Origin of the sequence: Blastococcus colisei (assembly GCF_006717095.1) — a bacterium.
Lineage (GTDB): Bacteria > Actinomycetota > Actinomycetes > Mycobacteriales > Geodermatophilaceae > Blastococcus_B > Blastococcus_B colisei.
The window spans coordinates 1,424,230-1,439,512 of sequence record NZ_VFQE01000001.1; the positions used below are offsets into that span (position 1 = coordinate 1,424,230).

Sequence of the window (15,283 nt, forward strand, 5' to 3'; positions counted from 1 at the left end):
GCCGGCATGGCCTATTCCGCATCCCATGACCGCTACGACACGATGACCTACCGCCGGACGGGGAAGAGCGGCCTGGACCTGTCCGCGATCAGCCTCGGCCTGTGGCACAACTTCGGCGACGACATGCCCTTCGACCGGCAGCGGGACATCCTGCGCCGCGCGTTCGACCTCGGCATCACGCACTTCGACCTGGCCAACAACTACGGCCCTCCCTACGGCTCGGCGGAGACCAACTTCGGCCGGCACCTCGCCGACGACTTCGGGCCGTACCGCGACGAGCTGGTCATCTCCACCAAGGCCGGCTACGACATGTGGCCCGGCCCCTACGGCCAGGGCGGCGGCTCGCGGAAGTACCTGACGGCCAGCCTCGACCAGTCGCTGCGGCGGATGCGCCTGGACTACGTCGACATCTTCTACAGCCACCGGCCCGATCCGACGACGCCGCTGGAGGAGACCATGGGGGCGCTGGACAACGCCGTCCGCTCGGGTAAGGCGCTCTACGCCGGCATCTCGTCCTACTCGCCGCAGGACACCGCCAAGGCCGCGGCGATCCTCGCCGACCTGGGGACGCCGCTGCTGATCCACCAGCCGTCGTACTCGATGCTCAACCGCTGGATCGAGACCGAGGGCCTGCTGGACACCCTGGAGCAGGTGGGTGCGGGCTGCATCGCGTTCTCGCCGCTGGCCCAGGGGATGCTCACGGCGAAGTACCTGGACGGCGTCCCGGAGGGCTCCCGGGCGAGCCAGGGCAAGTCGCTGTCGACCGACCTGCTCACCGACGAGGCGCTCGGCCGCATCCGCACGCTCGACGGGATCGCCGACGGGCGTGGGCAGAGCCTCGCCCAGATGGCGCTGGCGTGGGCGCTGCGCGACCCCCGGATGACGACGGTGCTGATCGGCGCCAGCAGCGTCGGGCAGCTGGAGCAGAACGTGGCGGCGTTGGACAACCTGGCGTTCGACGACGACGAGCTCCGGGCCATCGACGAGCACGCCGTCGACACCGGCATCGACCTCTGGCAGGCGCCCCGCACCGCCTGAGGCGGATCGGTCAGGGCGCCTTGGGGACGAGCAGCCAGAGCGCGATGTAGACGATCTCGCCCACGCCGAAGAGGCCGAAGAGCACGAAGCCCACGCGCACGAGCCCGCGCGAGAGGCCGAAGCGGTCGGCCAACGCGGCGCAGACGCCCGCGATGACCTTCCCGGACCGAGGTCTGACCAGTGCTGCCATGGTTCGCCCCTACCCGCGATGCCGGCGGACCAACATGGGGCCCGGTTGCTGATGACCGGGACGCGCGGGATCCTCGGCCCTCGGCACGTGAACCAGGGGGAAGGCTGTGCGGGCGGACGAGATCAGGGACGTGTCCCGGCTGGCGCGACTGACGCTGCGTGGCAGCACGACGCGCATCCACGAGGTGCACCGCGGCATCGCGGGACGGGCGTTCGGAGCGGTCGGCCCGGCCGCGGCGCCGGTCCGGGCCGTCCACGACGCGATCGCCGAGGCGGCCTACGCCTCGGTCGGGGTGGCCCTCGGCGCGGGTGCACGTGTCGCGGGGGAGGCCGCCGCGCTGCGGGCCGACGGCCGAGAGCTCGACGATGCCCGCGCCGGCCGGGTGACGCTCGCGATCCTCAACGGTGCCCACGGGGATCTCGTCCGGCGCGAGGCGCCCGCGCTCGCGCTGGACATGACCGTCCGGGTGGCCGGACGCCCGGTGCCGGCCGAGCCAGAGGCGCTCCGCGACGCCTTCCCCGAGGCGACCGGGCGGCTGGCGGTCTTCCTGCACGGGCTCACCGAAACCGAGATCTCGTGGTGCTACTCGGCCGAGCGGCGCGGGGAGCCCGGGGTTACCTACGGCACGCGGCTGCGCGAGGACCTCGGTCTCACCCCGGTCTACCTGCGCTACAACACCGGGCTGCACATCTCCGACAACGGACGCTCCCTCGACGTCCTGCTGACCGCGCTGGTCGACGCCTGGCCCGTGCCGGTCCAGGACGTCGTCCTCATCGGCCACTCCATGGGCGGGCTGGTCGCCCGCAGCGCCCTGCACCAGGCGCACGGCGGGACGGCGGAGGCGCACGGCTGGACCCACCACGTGCGCGACACCGTCACCCTGGGGTCACCGCACCTGGGTGCCCCGTTGGAACGGGGTGTCCACCGGCTCGCCGCAGGGCTCGCCCGGCTGCCGGAGACCCAGCCGCTGGCCCGGCTGCTGTCGCTGCGCAGTGTCGGCATCAAGGACCTCCGCCACGGCACGCTGGTCGAGGCCGACTGGACCGATCGGGATCTCGACGCCATCGGCCCGGCGCCGCGCACCCACGTGCCGCTGCATGACGGCGCCCGTCACTTCGTCGTCCTGGCGACCCTGAGCCGCAATCCCGCGGGCCGGCTCGCGGACCTCCTCGGCGACCTCCTCGTGCCCCCGCGCAGCGCCACCGGCGACACGGGGGACGACGACCGGCTGACCTTCCCGCCCGATCACGTGCACCGGCTCGGGGGCCTGCACCACTTCGACCTGCTCAACCATCCCCGCGTCTACGAGCAGATCCGCACCTGGCTCGTCGACCGGCCGGAGGGCCCCCGTCCGTCGGCGCCCGGCGAGCGCATGACGTCCTGACCGGACATCCTGTCGCAGATCGCGCGTGACCCGGGGGCACGTTCGGCCGTTGTCTCGTCAGAGACGAGGGATTGTCGTCGGTCCGGCCAAGCCCACGACACGGCCTCCGTGCAGGAGATGTACGACCGGGTGGAGGACGACATCCAGGCCGGGATGGTCCGGCTGGTCGCCCGGCGCACCTCGCCGGTCTTCGGCCGTGACGCTCCGCTCGACGCGAGCCCCCGGCGTTGGCAGGGTGGGCCGCGACGGCCGACGACGACGGACGGAGCGCAGCGATGGCAGCCCGGTACGAGTACAAGGTCGCGGAGATCCGCGAGGGGATGATCGGCGGCAAGATGTCCGGCGACAAGCTGGAGAAGGTGCTCAACGAGCACGCCCGCGGAGGCTGGCAGCTCAAGGCGATCACCGCGGTCGAGGTGAAGGGCCGGATCGGCCCGGGCGGCGTCGAGGGTGTGCTGGTCACCTTCGAGCGTCCGGTGGCGTGACCACCCTCCCGCAGCTGAGCGACGAGGCGGCGGCGGACTGGCTCGAGAGGCACCGGTCCGGGGTCGCTCCGGAGGAGGCCCTGGCCTTCTTCGACGGGCTGCCTCCGGTGCCGGCGGCGGACATGCTCGGCCGATGGCGGGGGAGCGGCCTGCCGACCGGCTCGCGACTGGACGGGCTGCTCGAGGCCTACGGCTGGTACGGCAAGGAGGTCCTGGGCGCGGAGGCGGTCCATCCGTTGCTCCTCCGGGGCCCAGGGGGACGGCCGCGGGCGGTCGACCCGGTCTGGATCCCGCTGCCGTTGCTGCGTGACCACGCCGGCCTGGCGCGGTCGTGGCCGGTCCGGACGGCGTTCGGCCGGATCCGCCCGTTGCTCCACACCCACCGGCACAGGGCGCGGCTGCGGACGATCGAGCACCGGGGCGTGAGCACAGCGGCGATGGTCTACGACGCGCTGCCGATCATCGACGTGTTCCGCAGGGTCGGCCCCGACGTCGTCATCGGCGCGATGGACATGCGCGGTCTGCCGGAGCCGTTCTTCTTCCTCCTGGAACGGGACACTGCAGCGGACGTGTAACCGTCAGCGGACCGGGACCTGTAGTTCGCTGAGCAGGCCACGGATGCGGCGCTCGATCTCGTCGCGGATGGGCCGCACCGCCTCGACGCCCTGGCCGGCGGGGTCCTCGAGGTCCCAGTCGAGGTAGCGCTTGCCCGGGAAGATCGGGCAGGCGTCCCCGCAGCCCATGGTGATGACGACGTCGGAGGCCTCCACCGCGTCGGTGGTGAGCACCGTGGGCCGCTGGCCGGAGATGTCGATGCCGACCTCGGCCATCGCGTCGACCGCGGCCGGGTTGACCTGGTCGCCGGGCGCGGAGCCGGCCGAGCGGACCTCGACGCTGTCGCCGGCGAGGTGCCGGAGCCAGCCGGCGGCCATCTGGGAGCGGCCGGCATTGTGGACGCAGACGAACAGCACGCTGGGCGTGCTCACGGGATGCTCCTGACGGTCGCGGGGACGGTGGGATCGCCGGGGAACCAGCGGCGGGCGGCCCACAGGGACACGTAGACCAGGCCGACCAGGACGGGGACCTCGATCAAGGGCCCGACGACGCCGGCGAGCGCCTGCCCGCTGGTGACGCCGAAGGTGCCGATGGCGACGGCGATGGCCAGCTCGAAGTTGTTGCCGGCGGCCGTGAACGCGAGCGTCGCGGTCTTGGCGTACCCCAGGTGAAGCCGCATGCCGAGCAGGAACGAGCCGCCGAACATGAGGACGAAGTAGGCCAGCAGCGGCAGGGCGATACGGGCGACGTCCCAGGGCTGGGAGGTGATCGCCTCGCCCTGCAGCGCGAAGAGCATGACGATCGTGAACAGCAGCCCGTAGAGCGCGACCGGGCCGATCCGCGGCAGCAAGCTCTCCTCGTACCAGGCGCGGCCCTTGCGGCGCTCGCCCAGCGTGCGGGTCAGGAAGCCGGCGACCAGGGGGATGCCGAGGAAGACGAGGACGCTCACCACGATGGCCCAGACGCTGAACTCCGCCGACGTCGTCGACAGGCCCAGCCAGCCGGGGAGGACCTGCAGGTAGAACCAGCCGAGGGCGGCGAAGGCCACGATCTGGAAGACCGAGTTGATCGCGACGAGGACGGCGGCCGCCTCGCGGTCACCGCAGGACAGGTCGTTCCAGATCAGCACCATCGCGATGCAGCGGGCCAGGCCGACGATGATCAGGCCGGTCCGGTACTCGGGGAGGTCGGGGAGCAGGAGCCAGGCGAGCGCGAACATGAGCGCCGGGCCCAGCACCCAGTTGAGCACCAGCGAGGCGCCGAGCAACGTCCGGTCTCCGGTCACCCGGTCGAGCTCGGAGTACCGGACCTTGGCCAGCACCGGGTACATCATCAGCAGCAGCCCGATCGCGATCGGCAGGCTGACGTTGCCGACCTCGACCGCGGACAGCGCGTCGTCCAGACCCGGGACCCACCGGCCCAGGCCGAGGCCGAGCGCCATCGCAGCCACGATCCAGACCGGCAGGAACCGGTCGAGCGTGGAGAGCTTCTGCAGGACCGGCGCCTCGGCCGGGACGCCGGGGCGGGCGTACTCGCCGACGGTGTCGCTCATGCCGGGCTGAGGGTCAGCGCGGTGCGGCCGCTCGTGTCGAAGAGGGTGGCCACCGCGGCGAGGGCGGCCGGCCGCACCGCGTAGTAGACCCACACTCCGCGCTTGTCCCGGTCGAGCAGTCCTGCGGAGTGCAGCACCTTCAGGTGGTGGCTGATGGTGGCCTGGGTGAGGTCGAAGGCGTCGTTGAGGTCGCAGACGCAGGCCTCACCGCCGGCGCTCGCCGCGATCAGGCTGACCAGCCGCAGGCGGACCGGGTCGGCGAGCGCCTTGAGCAGGGGCGCGACCTGCTCGGCCTGCTCGGCGGACATCGGAGTGCCGGTCAGTGGGGTACAGCAGGCCAGTCCGGGCTCGCTCATCGTGGTTCCTCCGTGGCAGACATCGTCACCGATCATAGCGACACCCGTCGTATTGACAAGCATCGATATCTGGTGGTCCCATCCGTTCAGACATCGACGCTCGTCGATGCATGTGAACGGAAGGGTGGACCCCCATGTCCCGTGTCCAGCTCGCGCTCCGGGTCGCCGACCTCGACGCCGCCGTCGACTTCTACTCGCGGCTCTTCGACGCCGTCCCCGCCAAGCGCCGTCCCGGCTACGCCAACTTCGCCGTCGCCGAGCCACCGCTGAAGCTCGTGCTCCTCGAGGGCGAGCCCGGCGAGGCGACCCGCATGGACCACCTCGGCGTCGAGGTGCCGTCGCAGGACGAGGTCACCGCCGCCACGACCCGGCTCGCCGAGGCGGGGCTGGCGACGCGGGTGGAGGACAACACCACCTGCTGCTACGCCGTTCAGGACAAGGTCTGGGTGACCGGCCCCGGCGGGGAACCGTGGGAGGTCTACACCGTCACCGGCGACGCCCGCCCCGACCTCGAGGGCCGCACCGAGGCCGAACTCTCGGCCGTCGCCGGCGACGGCACCTGCTGCAAGCCGGAGGGCTCCGACTCCGACGCCCGTCTGGCTGCCTCCTGCTGCTGATCGCCGACGAAGGGCGCTGATGCGCAGTTCCGGGCAACGGAACTGCGCATCGGCGCGCACTGTGTGGCCCTCTGGCATCGTTTCAACCCGTGGACCTGGACGAGGTGGCCGACGAGCTCTACGCGGTGCCGCCGGAGGAGTTCATCGAACTCCGGAAGGCCCGCCAGGACGAGGCCAAGGCAGACGGCGACAAGGCCCTGGCCAAGGAGATCGGCGCGCTGCCCAAGCCGTCGGCCGCCGCATGGGCGTGCAACCTGCTGGTGCGGGAACAGCGCGCCGAGACCGAGGGCCTGGTCGAACTGGGTGACCTGCTCCGCGAGGCGCAGGAGAACCTTGCGGGCGAGCAGTTGCGGGCTCTCGACGTCCAGCGCCGGCAGCTGCTCACCGCCCTCACCCGGCAGGCACGCTCCCTGGCCAACGGGGAGGGGCACCCGGTCAGCACCTCGGTGGCCACCCAGATCGAGGAGACCCTGCGTGCGGCGATGTCCGATCCGGAGGCCGGCCGGGCGCTGCTGACCGGACGACTGACCTCCCCGATGAACTACAGCGGCATGGGGACGACGGTCGCGAAACCGGACCTCCGGCTGGTCCACCCAGCGCGTCCCGAACCCACCGCGAAGCCGGCGAAGGCGCCCGCGGCGACGAAGAAGCCGGCCGGCGAGTCGGCCGCCGACCGCCGGGCGCGCGAGCAGGAGGAGCGGCGGCGGGCCGCGGAAGCGAAGCGGCAGCGGGAGCTGGCGGCGGCGCAGGAAACGGCCGATGCCGCGGCCGCCGCCGCCGAGGAGGCCGAGTCCGCGCTCGAGGAACACCGGCGCGCCACGGAGGAGCTGACCGCCCGACGCGAGGAGCTGCAGGCCCGCGTGGAGGAGCTCGCCGATCAGCTGGCCGAGGCCGAGCGTGAGGCCGCCGAGGCGGCCACGGCGCTCAAGCGCGAGGAACGGCGCCTGGTGGCGGCCGAGCGTGAGGCGGCCGAGGCGGCCGAGGCCCGTGATCACGCCATCGCGCGGGTCACCAAGCTGTCGGAGGCCGGACCCGGCTGAACCGGCCCCTTGCCCGGCCGGTTCGGAGGGCGACCTGGAGCAGGTGGTCGCCGCCGTCCGCGAACCCTGACCTGTCCTTCATCGCGATAGAGCACAGGTCGGGTCAGCCCATCGTCTTCTGGCCGTCGAGCGATTCGCGCAGGATGTCGGCGTGCCCGGCGTGCTGGGCGGTCTCGGCGACGACGTGCAGGAAGACCCGCCGGGCCGAGCGGACCGCACCCGGCTGGAACCACGGGGCCTCGGGCAGCGGGTGGGAGGCGTCGAGGTCGGGAATCATCCTCACGAGCTCGTCGGTGCGCTCCGCGATCTCCGCGTACTCGGCGAGGACGCCCTCGAGCGTCTCCCCGGGCAGCAGGACGAACTCGTCGGCCCAGTTCTGGAAGCCGGCGTCATCGGTGGGTGTGGCGATCGCCTCCGGACCCTCGAGGACGAACCGCACCCAGCCCGCCTCCTGGTGCGCGACGTGCTTGAGCAACCCGCCGAGGGTCAGCTCGCTGGCGGTCGGCCGTCGCCGTGCCTGGTCGTCGGTCAGCCCTCGGACGGTGTACCGCAGGAAGTGGCGGTGCGCCGCCAGGGTCTCGAGCAGGTCGGCCCGCTCGGCGGTGAGGGTGGGAGTCGCGGTGGTCATGAGAGTCGCCTTCCGTCGTCGTCGATCGGTTCCGCATCACGCTAGGCACCTTTGGCGCCAGTTCTTGGCACCGATCGACGAGAATCTGGCGGCATGGCCGACACCGGGAACCGCACGCTGCGCCTCCTGTCCCTCATGCAGACCCGCCGCAACTGGGCCGGCGCCGAGCTCGCCCGCCGGCTCGGGGTCTCGGTCCGCACCCTGCGCCGGGACGTCGGACGGCTGCGCGACCTCGGCTATCCGGTCGAGGCGCAGCCCGGCGTCGACGGCGGCTACCGGCTGGCGCCGGGCGCCTCCCTGCCGCCGCTCGTCCTGGACGACGACGAGGCGGTCGCGCTCGTCGTCGGGCTGCAGGCGGCCGCGCAGACCGCGGTCGCGGGCATGGCGGAGGCGTCGGTGCGCGCCCTCACCAAGGTCGTGCAGGTGCTTCCGGTCCGGCTGCGCCGTCGCGCGGACGCGCTGCGGGTGGTGACCGTGTCAGCCGGCTGGCGCAGCGAGGCGGACGTCGACCCGCACGCGCTCACCACCGTCGCGCAGGCGTGCCGCGACACCGAGCGGCTGGAGTTCGGTTACACCGCCGCGAACGGCGAGCGCACGGAGCGGCTCGTCGAGCCCTTCCGCCTCGTCGCGCTCGGCCGGCGCTGGTACCTGGTCGCCTACGACGTCTCCCGCGGGGACTGGCGCAGCTTCCGGCTCGACCGCGTCGGTGCACCCAGCAGCACCGGGGCACGCTTCGCTCCCCGCCGGCTGCCGGTCGACGATCCGGCCGAGTTCGTCCGCGCCGGCATCGGTTCGCGCATCCCGACCCATGACGTGCAGGTGCTCGTCGAGGCGCCGGCGGACGGCGTCCGCCGGCGGATCGGTCAGTGGGCGACGGTGGAGGAGGTGGGCGAGGACGCCTGCCGCGTCCGGATGGAGCCCGACGACCTGAGCTGGCCGGCCCTGGCCCTCGGGATGGTGGGCGCGGAGTTCACCGTGGTGACCCCACCGGAGCTGCGCCAGCTCCTGGCGGAGTGGGGCGGGCGGTTCTCCCGGGCTGCGGCGGAGGCCCGCTCTGCCTAGCGTCCAGGCATGGAGCCGCGCATCGCCATCATCACCGGGTCGGAGTCGGGCATCGGGCGTGCGGTCGCCGTCGCGCTCGCCGAGCAGGGTTGCGACGTCGGCATCACCTGGTTCCGCGACGAGGCAGCGGGGGAGGCGACCGCCGAGGAGGTGCGGGCGCTGGGCCGGCGGGCGGAGGTGCGCCACCTCGACCTGACCCGGCTGCCCGAGGCGGCCGACGTCGTCGACGACCTGGCCGATGCCCTCGGCGGCGTCGACGTCCTGGTCAACGACGCCGGCACCGGCCACACGACCCCGCTGCTGGACCTCGACCTCGGCACCTGGCGCGAGGTGCTGGCCACCGACCTGGACGGCGCCTTCGTCTGCCTGCAGCGAGCCGCTCGGCGGATGGTGGCGGGCGGGCGCGGCGGGCGGATCGTGAACATCACCAGCGTCCACGAGCACCAGCCCCGCGTGGGCGCCGCCGCCTACTGCGCCGCGAAGGGCGGATTGGGGCTCCTCACCCAGGTGGCGGCGCTCGAGCTCGCCGAGCACGGCATCACCGTGAACGCCGTGGCGCCCGGCGAGATCGCGACGGCGATGACCGGCCAGGAGGACGAGGACCCGACATCTCCCGGCCACGACCGCCCCGGGATCCCGCTCGGCCGTCCGGGGAACGCCCACGAGGTGGCGGCCGCAGTCGCCTTCCTGGCCTCGCCCGCGGCCGGCTACGTCACCGGAGCGTCCTGGGCCGTGGACGGCGGCATGCTCCGGATGGGCCCCATGGCCGGCTCCCATCTGACGGAGGGCGACTGGCGGCGTCCCTGACCGTCAGCCGGCGGTCCGGCGGCTGCGCTTGTGCAGGTACAGGTCGGCGTCGGCGCGGCCGAGCACGGCGCTCAACGTGTCACCGCGCTGTGCGGTCGCGGTCCCGACCGTCCAGGCGAACGGGTGGGTGGCGTCCAGCTGCTGCAGCACCTGCCGGGCGCCCTCGCCGTCGGTGGCGGGCAGGCAGAGGACGAACTCGTCGCCGCCGTAGCGGCCCAGCAGGTCGGTCTGGCGCAGCCGGGCCGACCATCCGGCCGCCAGCTCCTGGAGGAGGGCGTCGCCGGCGCCGTGCCCCTCCCGGTCGTTGACCTCCTTGAAGTCGTCGAGGTCGAGGAGCGCGAAGCTCAGCGGCTCACCGGTGCGCGCCGCGTGCGCGAGATACCGGGCGGCCTCGGCCTCCCACGCGCGCCGGTTGGCCACCCCGGTGAGCGGATCGGTGGTCGCGGCCGTGCGCAGCGTGCGGGCGAGGCGGCCCTGCACCTCGGTGAACGCGATGATCGAGACCATGATCGCCGTCCAGGCGACGGCGAACTCGTCCGGCACCGCGGCGATGGCCCCCGCCGTGCTCAGCACCACGAGCAGGGCGGCGTGCAGCCGGGCGGCCGTCAGGTCGAAGAAATGGGCGGCGTACAGGCCGATGGCGATCAGGGCGGGACCGAGTCCGACGATGCCGACCCGCGTCGCCGACTGCCAGGCGAGGAGGGAGACGAGCACGCTGGCCAGAGCCACCGCGACGTGCATGGCGCGGCCGCTCAGCCGCCGGCGCAGCAGCCAGATCGCGGCACCGCCGCCTCCGCCGACCAGGCCGAGCGACCAGAGCAGGGCGGTAGGCGTGTCGGGGTGCAGAGGCCAGATCGCCGTCGCCACGCACAGCGCCCCGCAGATGGCGTACAGCACCGCCAGCAGCAGGGCCGGCGTGCGCCGATCGACGAGCATGGTGGTCATCCTGCACGGGAAACGACCGGTCCCGTGCGGGATTGCCCCATGGGATGGCGCGGGTCGGCCTCCCGCCGTCTCCGCCGGCACCGGAACCACGTCACCACCGCGCCGCGGCGGTGCACGGTCGTGGGCAGCGGCTGTGGGACGGCGCCTCGATACTGGGCCGATGACGTCGGGAGGTCTGCGGTGATCGTCTCCGACGCCGGTCGGCGCCGGACGGCCGAGGCGGCCTGGCAGTCCCTCCGGCCGGTGCTGGCCGACGAGGCGGTCGCCGCCCTCGGTCCCGACGGTGCCGACGCCTTCCTCACCCGCGTGGACGTGGCGCTCGTCGACATCCACGAGCCACTGGCGGTCCTGTACGGCGCGGACGCCGACGTCGACGAGTTCTTCGCCCGCGCGCTGCGGACCGCACTCGCCGCGGCGGCCGACCGTCCCGCCGACCTGCGCCGGCTCGACCGGCGGCGGGAGATCGACCCGGCCTGGTTCCAGCGGGCCCGGGTGCAGGGCTACGTCTGCTACGTCGACCGGTTCTGCGGCACGCTGGACGCCGTCCCCGGAAAGCTGGACTACCTCGGCGAGCTCGGCGTCACCTACCTGCACCTCATGCCGCTGCTGCGACCCCGGCCCGGGGAGAACGACGGCGGGTACGCCGTCGCCGACTACCGCGCGGTGGACCCGCGACTGGGCACGATGGCCGACCTCGAGGCCGCCGCGCGGGCCCTGCACGGGCGGGACATGAGCCTGTGCATCGACCTGGTGCTCAACCACACCGCGCGGGAGCACGCGTGGGCGCAGGGCTGGCTGGCCGGCGACCCCGCCTACGCCGGCTTCTACACGGCCTTCCCCGACCGCCGGATGCCCGACGCCTACGACGCGACCATCCCGGAGGTCTTCCCCGACCGTGCCCCCGGGTCCTTCACCTGGGTCCCGGAGGCCTGTGGTGGTGCCGGCGGCTGGGTGTGGACGACGTTCTGGCCCTACCAGTGGGACCTCGACTACACCAATCCCGCGGTGACGCTGGCGATGCTCGGCGAGATCACCTGGCTGGCCAACCGCGGCGTCGACGTCTTCCGCATGGACGCCGTCCCGTTCATGTGGAAGCGGCTGGGCACCACCTGCCAGAACCAGCCCGAGGGGCATACCCTGCTGCAGCTGCTGCACTCCCTGACCCGGCTGGCCGCTCCCGGGGTGATCTTCAAGGCCGAGGCGATCGTCTCGCCGGAGGACCTCGTGCCCTATCTCGGCGGCCACGACCGGTACCGGCCCGAGTGCGAGCTGGCCTACCACAACCAGCTGATGGTGCTGCTCTGGAGCAGCCTGGCCACCGGCGACGCCCGGCTGGCCAGGCACGCCCTGCGCCGGATGAGGCCGATCCCGCCGAGCGCCTCCTGGGTGACCTACGTACGGGGCCACGACGACATCGGCTGGGCGGTCAGCGACGTGGACGCCGCCGCCATTGGTGCGAGCGGGTTCGGCCACCGGCGCTTCCTCAACGACTTCTTCAGCGGCCGCTTCCCGGGCTCATCCGCCCGCGGGGCGCTCTTCCAGGAGAACGAGGCCACCGGTGACGCGCGGATCTCGGGGTCGGCAGCGTCGTTGTGCGGCATCGAGGACGCCCTGGCGCGGGCCGACGCGGCCGCTCTGGAGACCGGCATCCGGCGACTGGTCCTCCTGTACTCGGTGGCCTACGGGTTCGGCGGCATCCCGCTGCTCTACATGGGCGACGAGCTGGCCCTGCGCAACGATCCCGGGTACCTGTCCGACCCCGAGCGGGCGCCGGACAACCGCTGGCTGCACCGCCCCCCGATGGATTGGGCGGCGGCCGCCCGGCGGTCGGACGCCGCCACGCTCGAGGGGCGGGTGTTCGGGTGGTTCCAGCGGCTCGGAGCGGCCCGGCGGTCGCTGGTCGCGCTGCGCGGTGGCGGCGAGTCCGAGGTCCTGGACGTGGGCGCCGATCCGGTGCTTGCCTGGCGGCGCCGACACCCCAGAGGCGGGGCGTTCGTCGCCGTCGCGAACTTCGGGGCGACGGCGGCGCAGGTGAACGCGGACACGGTGACCGGCTTCGGCACCTTCCGCGAGGTGATCAGCAGCGATGGTCCGCTCGGCGTGCAGGACGGCCGGCTGCTGCTGCCCGCGCACGGCTTCGCCTGGTTCGCCGAGCCATGAGCCATTCGCCGGCGCCCGCCGGTGCCACGTTCGGCGTCGAGGAGGAGTTCCACCTCGTCGACCCGGCGACCTACCGGTTGACCCGCAGCCCCGCGCTCGCCACGGCCGTGCTGCGCGGCGAGTCGGGTCCGCACCTGCACGCCGAGATCACCACGACGCAGCTGGAGTCGGCGACCGGGATCTGCCGCGGCCTCGCGGAGCTGCGCGCCGAGCTGGTCACCACCCGGGCCGAGGCGGCCGGTGCCGCCGCGCGGGCCGGGGTGCGGATCCTGGCGTCCTCCACCCACCCGTTCGACAGCTGGCAGCAGCAGGACATCACCCCGGCGCCGCGGTACGAGGCGATGGTCACCCGCTGGGCCGGCCTGGCGCAGCAGCAGGACATCGTCGGCTGCCACGTGCACGTCGGCGTGCCGGACCTGGAGACGGCGGTCGCGGTGATGGACCGGGCGCGTCCCTACCTGCCGGTGCTGCTGGCCATGACCGGCAGCTCGCCCTTCCACGACGGCGTCGACACCGGGCACGAGAGCTACCGGACGATGTGGTGGTCGCGCTGGCCGAACACCGGGCCACCGGAGTACCTGGGCAGCGCGGAGCGCTTCACCGACGTCGTCGACGGGCTCGTGGCGTCGGGGGTGATCGCCGACTCCTCGCACCTCTACTGGGACCTGCGCCCCTCCTCCCACCTGCCCACGCTGGAGTTCCGGCTGGCCGACGTGTGCACCGAGGTCGACGACGTCGTGCTGCACGCGGCGCTCGTGCGGTCGCTGGTGCGGGTGCTGGCCGGGCGGGCCGCGCGGGAGGAGCCCTGCCCCCGCCCGCGCGCCGAGCTGCTGCGGGCGGCGCGGTGGCGGGCCGCCCGGTACGGCCTCGAGGACCTGCTGTTCGACCCGCTGCGCTGCGAGCTCGTCCCGGCGCGGGTGGCCGTCCGCCGGCTGCTGGCCGAGCTCCGGGACGACCTCAGCGGGCACGACGAGTGGGCCGTCGTCGTCGACATGGTGGAACGTCTCTTCGAGCGGGGTACGTCGGCGTCGCGGCAGCGGAGGACCTGGCTGCGCACCGGGGACTGGCGGGAGGTCGCCGCCCGGATCGTCCGGGAGGGCACCGCGCTGGAGAACCGCTGACACGAGGGCAGGAGGAACCCATGAGCACCCATGACGAGGTGCGCGAGCTGGCCGGACCGCTGCGGAGCGAGGCCGACCTCGACCCGCTGATCGAGCGGATCGGCGACGCTCGGATCGTCGCCGTGGGCGAGGCGAGTCACGGCACCCACGAGTACTACTCCTGGCGGGCGGCACTCACCCGGCGGCTGATCGAGGAGCGAGGCTTCCACGTCGTGGCGGTCGAGGGCGACTGGCCCGACTGCTACCGCGTCAACCGCAGCGTGCGGCTCCGGCCGGGCGCCGACGAGGACCCGCGCGACGCCCTCGACTCCTTCGCGCGGTGGCCGACGTGGATGTGGGCCAACGACGACGTCGTGGACTTCTGCCGGTGGCTGCGCGGAGTCAACGCGGCCCGTCCGGAGGAGCAGCGGGTCGGGTTCTACGGCATCGACGTCTACAGCCTCTGGGAGTCGATGCACGGCCTGGTCGAGTGGCTGCGCCAGCACGAGCCGGAGCACGTCGACACCGCCGTCCAGGCGCTGGCCTGCTTCGAACCCTTCGGTGAGGACGGTGCCGAGTACGCGTTCGCCAGCCGCCTCGCGCCCACCTCCTGCGAGCAGGCGGCCGTCGACCTGCTGCGGTCCCTCTGCGAGGAACGCGGCCTGCAGGAGGCGGATGGCTCCCCACCCGCCCATGATCCCGAGGCCCGGTTCGCCGCGGAGCAGAACGCCGCGGTCGTCGTCGACGCGGAGCGCTACTACCGCGCGATGATCCGCGGGTCGGCCGAGTCGTGGAACGTCCGGGACGTGCACATGGCCGACACGCTGGACCGCCTGCTGGCTCACAGCGACGACGGGACCCGCCCGCCCAAGGCCGTCGTCTGGGAGCACAACACCCACATCGGCGACGCCCGCGCCACCGACATGGCCGATGCGGGGATGACCAACGTCGGTCAGCTGCTGCGTGAGCGGCACGGCGCGGACGACGTCGTCCTGGTCGGCCTCGGCGGCTACCGGGGTGGCGTGATCGCCGGGGAGAGCTGGGGTGCGCAGATGGCGCGGATGCCCGTTCCCCCGGCCCGGCCGGGGAGCCTGGAGGCGCTGCTGCACGAGGCGGTGGGGGAGGACGCACTGTTCGTCGTCCCCCGGCAGGACCGGCCGGACTGGCTGGCCCGGCGGCTGGACCACCGGGCGATCGGTGTCGTCTACCGCCCGGAGCGGGAGAAATGGGGCAACTACGTGCCGACGGTGCTCGGAGAGCGCTACGACGCGTTCCTCTACCTCGAGGACACCGCGCCCCTGCAGCCGTTGCACCTCGAGCGGGCCGACGAGCACGTGCCGGCGCCGGCCCACGCGGTCTGAGCG

17 protein-coding genes are annotated in these 15,283 nt (G+C 73.3%); 11 read left to right on the plus strand and 6 right to left on the minus strand.

Annotated elements, in window-relative coordinates:
• The first annotated feature begins 6 nt into the window (after positions 1 to 6).
• Positions 7 to 1,038: an L-glyceraldehyde 3-phosphate reductase gene (gene mgrA / locus FHU33_RS06780; protein WP_142024650.1), complete on the plus strand. Its 1,032-nt coding sequence runs from the start codon at positions 7 to 9 to the stop codon at positions 1,036 to 1,038.
• 10 nt (positions 1,039 to 1,048) lie between these two features.
• Here the strand turns inward: mgrA and FHU33_RS06785 are convergent, their stop codons facing one another.
• Positions 1,049 to 1,228, minus strand: a complete 180-nt coding sequence (locus tag FHU33_RS06785) for a PspC domain-containing protein (RefSeq protein ID WP_142024651.1) — start codon at positions 1,226 to 1,228, stop codon at positions 1,049 to 1,051.
• A 130-nt stretch (positions 1,229 to 1,358) separates the two neighbouring features.
• Here FHU33_RS06785 and FHU33_RS06790 point away from each other — a divergent pair, with 130 nt between their 5' ends.
• From FHU33_RS06790 to FHU33_RS06800, 3 genes are all read left to right on the plus strand, one after another.
• Complete coding sequence (locus FHU33_RS06790; protein ID WP_211355026.1) at positions 1,359 to 2,612, plus strand: lipase family alpha/beta hydrolase; 1,254 nt, start codon at positions 1,359 to 1,361, stop codon at positions 2,610 to 2,612.
• A gap of 275 nt (positions 2,613 to 2,887) precedes the next feature.
• The gene (locus FHU33_RS06795; protein WP_142024652.1) at positions 2,888 to 3,097 is read left to right on the plus strand and encodes a DUF4177 domain-containing protein; all 210 of its coding nucleotides are present in this window, start codon (positions 2,888 to 2,890) and stop codon (positions 3,095 to 3,097) included.
• Positions 3,094 to 3,672: a DUF4334 domain-containing protein gene (locus FHU33_RS06800; RefSeq protein ID WP_246063359.1), complete on the plus strand. Its 579-nt coding sequence runs from the start codon at positions 3,094 to 3,096 to the stop codon at positions 3,670 to 3,672. Before FHU33_RS06795 ends, FHU33_RS06800 begins: the two co-directional genes overlap by 4 nt.
• A gap of 3 nt (positions 3,673 to 3,675) precedes the next feature.
• On the opposite strand, the gene FHU33_RS06805 is transcribed toward FHU33_RS06800, so the two are convergent.
• The 3 genes from FHU33_RS06805 to FHU33_RS06815 are packed head-to-tail and all read right to left on the minus strand — an operon-like array spanning position 3,676 to position 5,560.
• Positions 3,676 to 4,083 (minus strand): arsenate reductase ArsC, encoded by a 408-nt coding sequence (locus FHU33_RS06805; RefSeq protein ID WP_142024653.1) that lies wholly within the window; start codon positions 4,081 to 4,083, stop codon positions 3,676 to 3,678.
• Complete coding sequence (arsB, locus tag FHU33_RS06810) at positions 4,080 to 5,204, minus strand: ACR3 family arsenite efflux transporter (RefSeq protein ID WP_142024654.1); 1,125 nt, start codon at positions 5,202 to 5,204, stop codon at positions 4,080 to 4,082. The genes FHU33_RS06805 and arsB overlap by 4 nt, the downstream gene beginning before the upstream one ends.
• Positions 5,201 to 5,560, minus strand: coding sequence for an ArsR/SmtB family transcription factor (locus FHU33_RS06815; RefSeq protein WP_142024655.1), 360 nt, complete (start codon positions 5,558 to 5,560; stop codon positions 5,201 to 5,203). The genes arsB and FHU33_RS06815 overlap by 4 nt, the downstream gene beginning before the upstream one ends.
• Positions 5,561 to 5,694: 134 nt before the next feature.
• Between FHU33_RS06815 and FHU33_RS06820 the strand changes: the two genes are divergently transcribed.
• The gene (locus FHU33_RS06820; RefSeq protein ID WP_142024656.1) at positions 5,695 to 6,177 is read left to right on the plus strand and encodes an ArsI/CadI family heavy metal resistance metalloenzyme; all 483 of its coding nucleotides are present in this window, start codon (positions 5,695 to 5,697) and stop codon (positions 6,175 to 6,177) included.
• 89 nt (positions 6,178 to 6,266) lie between these two features.
• Complete coding sequence (locus FHU33_RS06825) at positions 6,267 to 7,217, plus strand: hypothetical protein (RefSeq protein WP_142024657.1); 951 nt, start codon at positions 6,267 to 6,269, stop codon at positions 7,215 to 7,217.
• A 103-nt stretch (positions 7,218 to 7,320) separates the two neighbouring features.
• Here FHU33_RS06825 and FHU33_RS06830 read toward each other — a convergent pair whose 3' ends face one another.
• Positions 7,321 to 7,845 carry a DinB family protein gene (locus FHU33_RS06830; protein WP_142024658.1) on the minus strand — a complete coding sequence of 175 codons (525 nt, stop codon included), beginning with the start codon at positions 7,843 to 7,845 and terminating at the stop codon, positions 7,321 to 7,323.
• 93 nt (positions 7,846 to 7,938) lie between these two features.
• On the opposite strand from FHU33_RS06830, the gene FHU33_RS06835 reads away from it, so the two are divergent.
• Positions 7,939 to 8,907 (plus strand): helix-turn-helix transcriptional regulator, encoded by a 969-nt coding sequence (locus FHU33_RS06835; protein ID WP_142024659.1) that lies wholly within the window; start codon positions 7,939 to 7,941, stop codon positions 8,905 to 8,907.
• A 9-nt stretch (positions 8,908 to 8,916) separates the two neighbouring features.
• Positions 8,917 to 9,714, plus strand: a complete 798-nt coding sequence (locus tag FHU33_RS06840) for an SDR family oxidoreductase (protein WP_142024660.1) — start codon at positions 8,917 to 8,919, stop codon at positions 9,712 to 9,714.
• A gap of 3 nt (positions 9,715 to 9,717) precedes the next feature.
• Here FHU33_RS06840 and FHU33_RS06845 read toward each other — a convergent pair whose 3' ends face one another.
• The gene (locus FHU33_RS06845) at positions 9,718 to 10,650 is read right to left on the minus strand and encodes a GGDEF domain-containing protein (protein WP_170182346.1); all 933 of its coding nucleotides are present in this window, start codon (positions 10,648 to 10,650) and stop codon (positions 9,718 to 9,720) included.
• A 189-nt stretch (positions 10,651 to 10,839) separates the two neighbouring features.
• On the opposite strand from FHU33_RS06845, the gene FHU33_RS06850 reads away from it, so the two are divergent.
• The 3 genes from FHU33_RS06850 to FHU33_RS06860 are packed head-to-tail and all read left to right on the plus strand — an operon-like array spanning position 10,840 to position 15,280.
• Positions 10,840 to 12,819, plus strand: a complete 1,980-nt coding sequence (locus FHU33_RS06850; protein ID WP_246063361.1) for an amylosucrase — start codon at positions 10,840 to 10,842, stop codon at positions 12,817 to 12,819.
• Positions 12,816 to 13,940, plus strand: a complete 1,125-nt coding sequence (locus FHU33_RS06855) for a carboxylate-amine ligase (RefSeq protein WP_142024663.1) — start codon at positions 12,816 to 12,818, stop codon at positions 13,938 to 13,940. Before FHU33_RS06850 ends, FHU33_RS06855 begins: the two co-directional genes overlap by 4 nt.
• Positions 13,941 to 13,960: 20 nt before the next feature.
• Positions 13,961 to 15,280, plus strand: coding sequence for an erythromycin esterase family protein (locus FHU33_RS06860; protein ID WP_142024664.1), 1,320 nt, complete (start codon positions 13,961 to 13,963; stop codon positions 15,278 to 15,280).
• Positions 15,281 to 15,283: the final 3 nt, after the last annotated feature.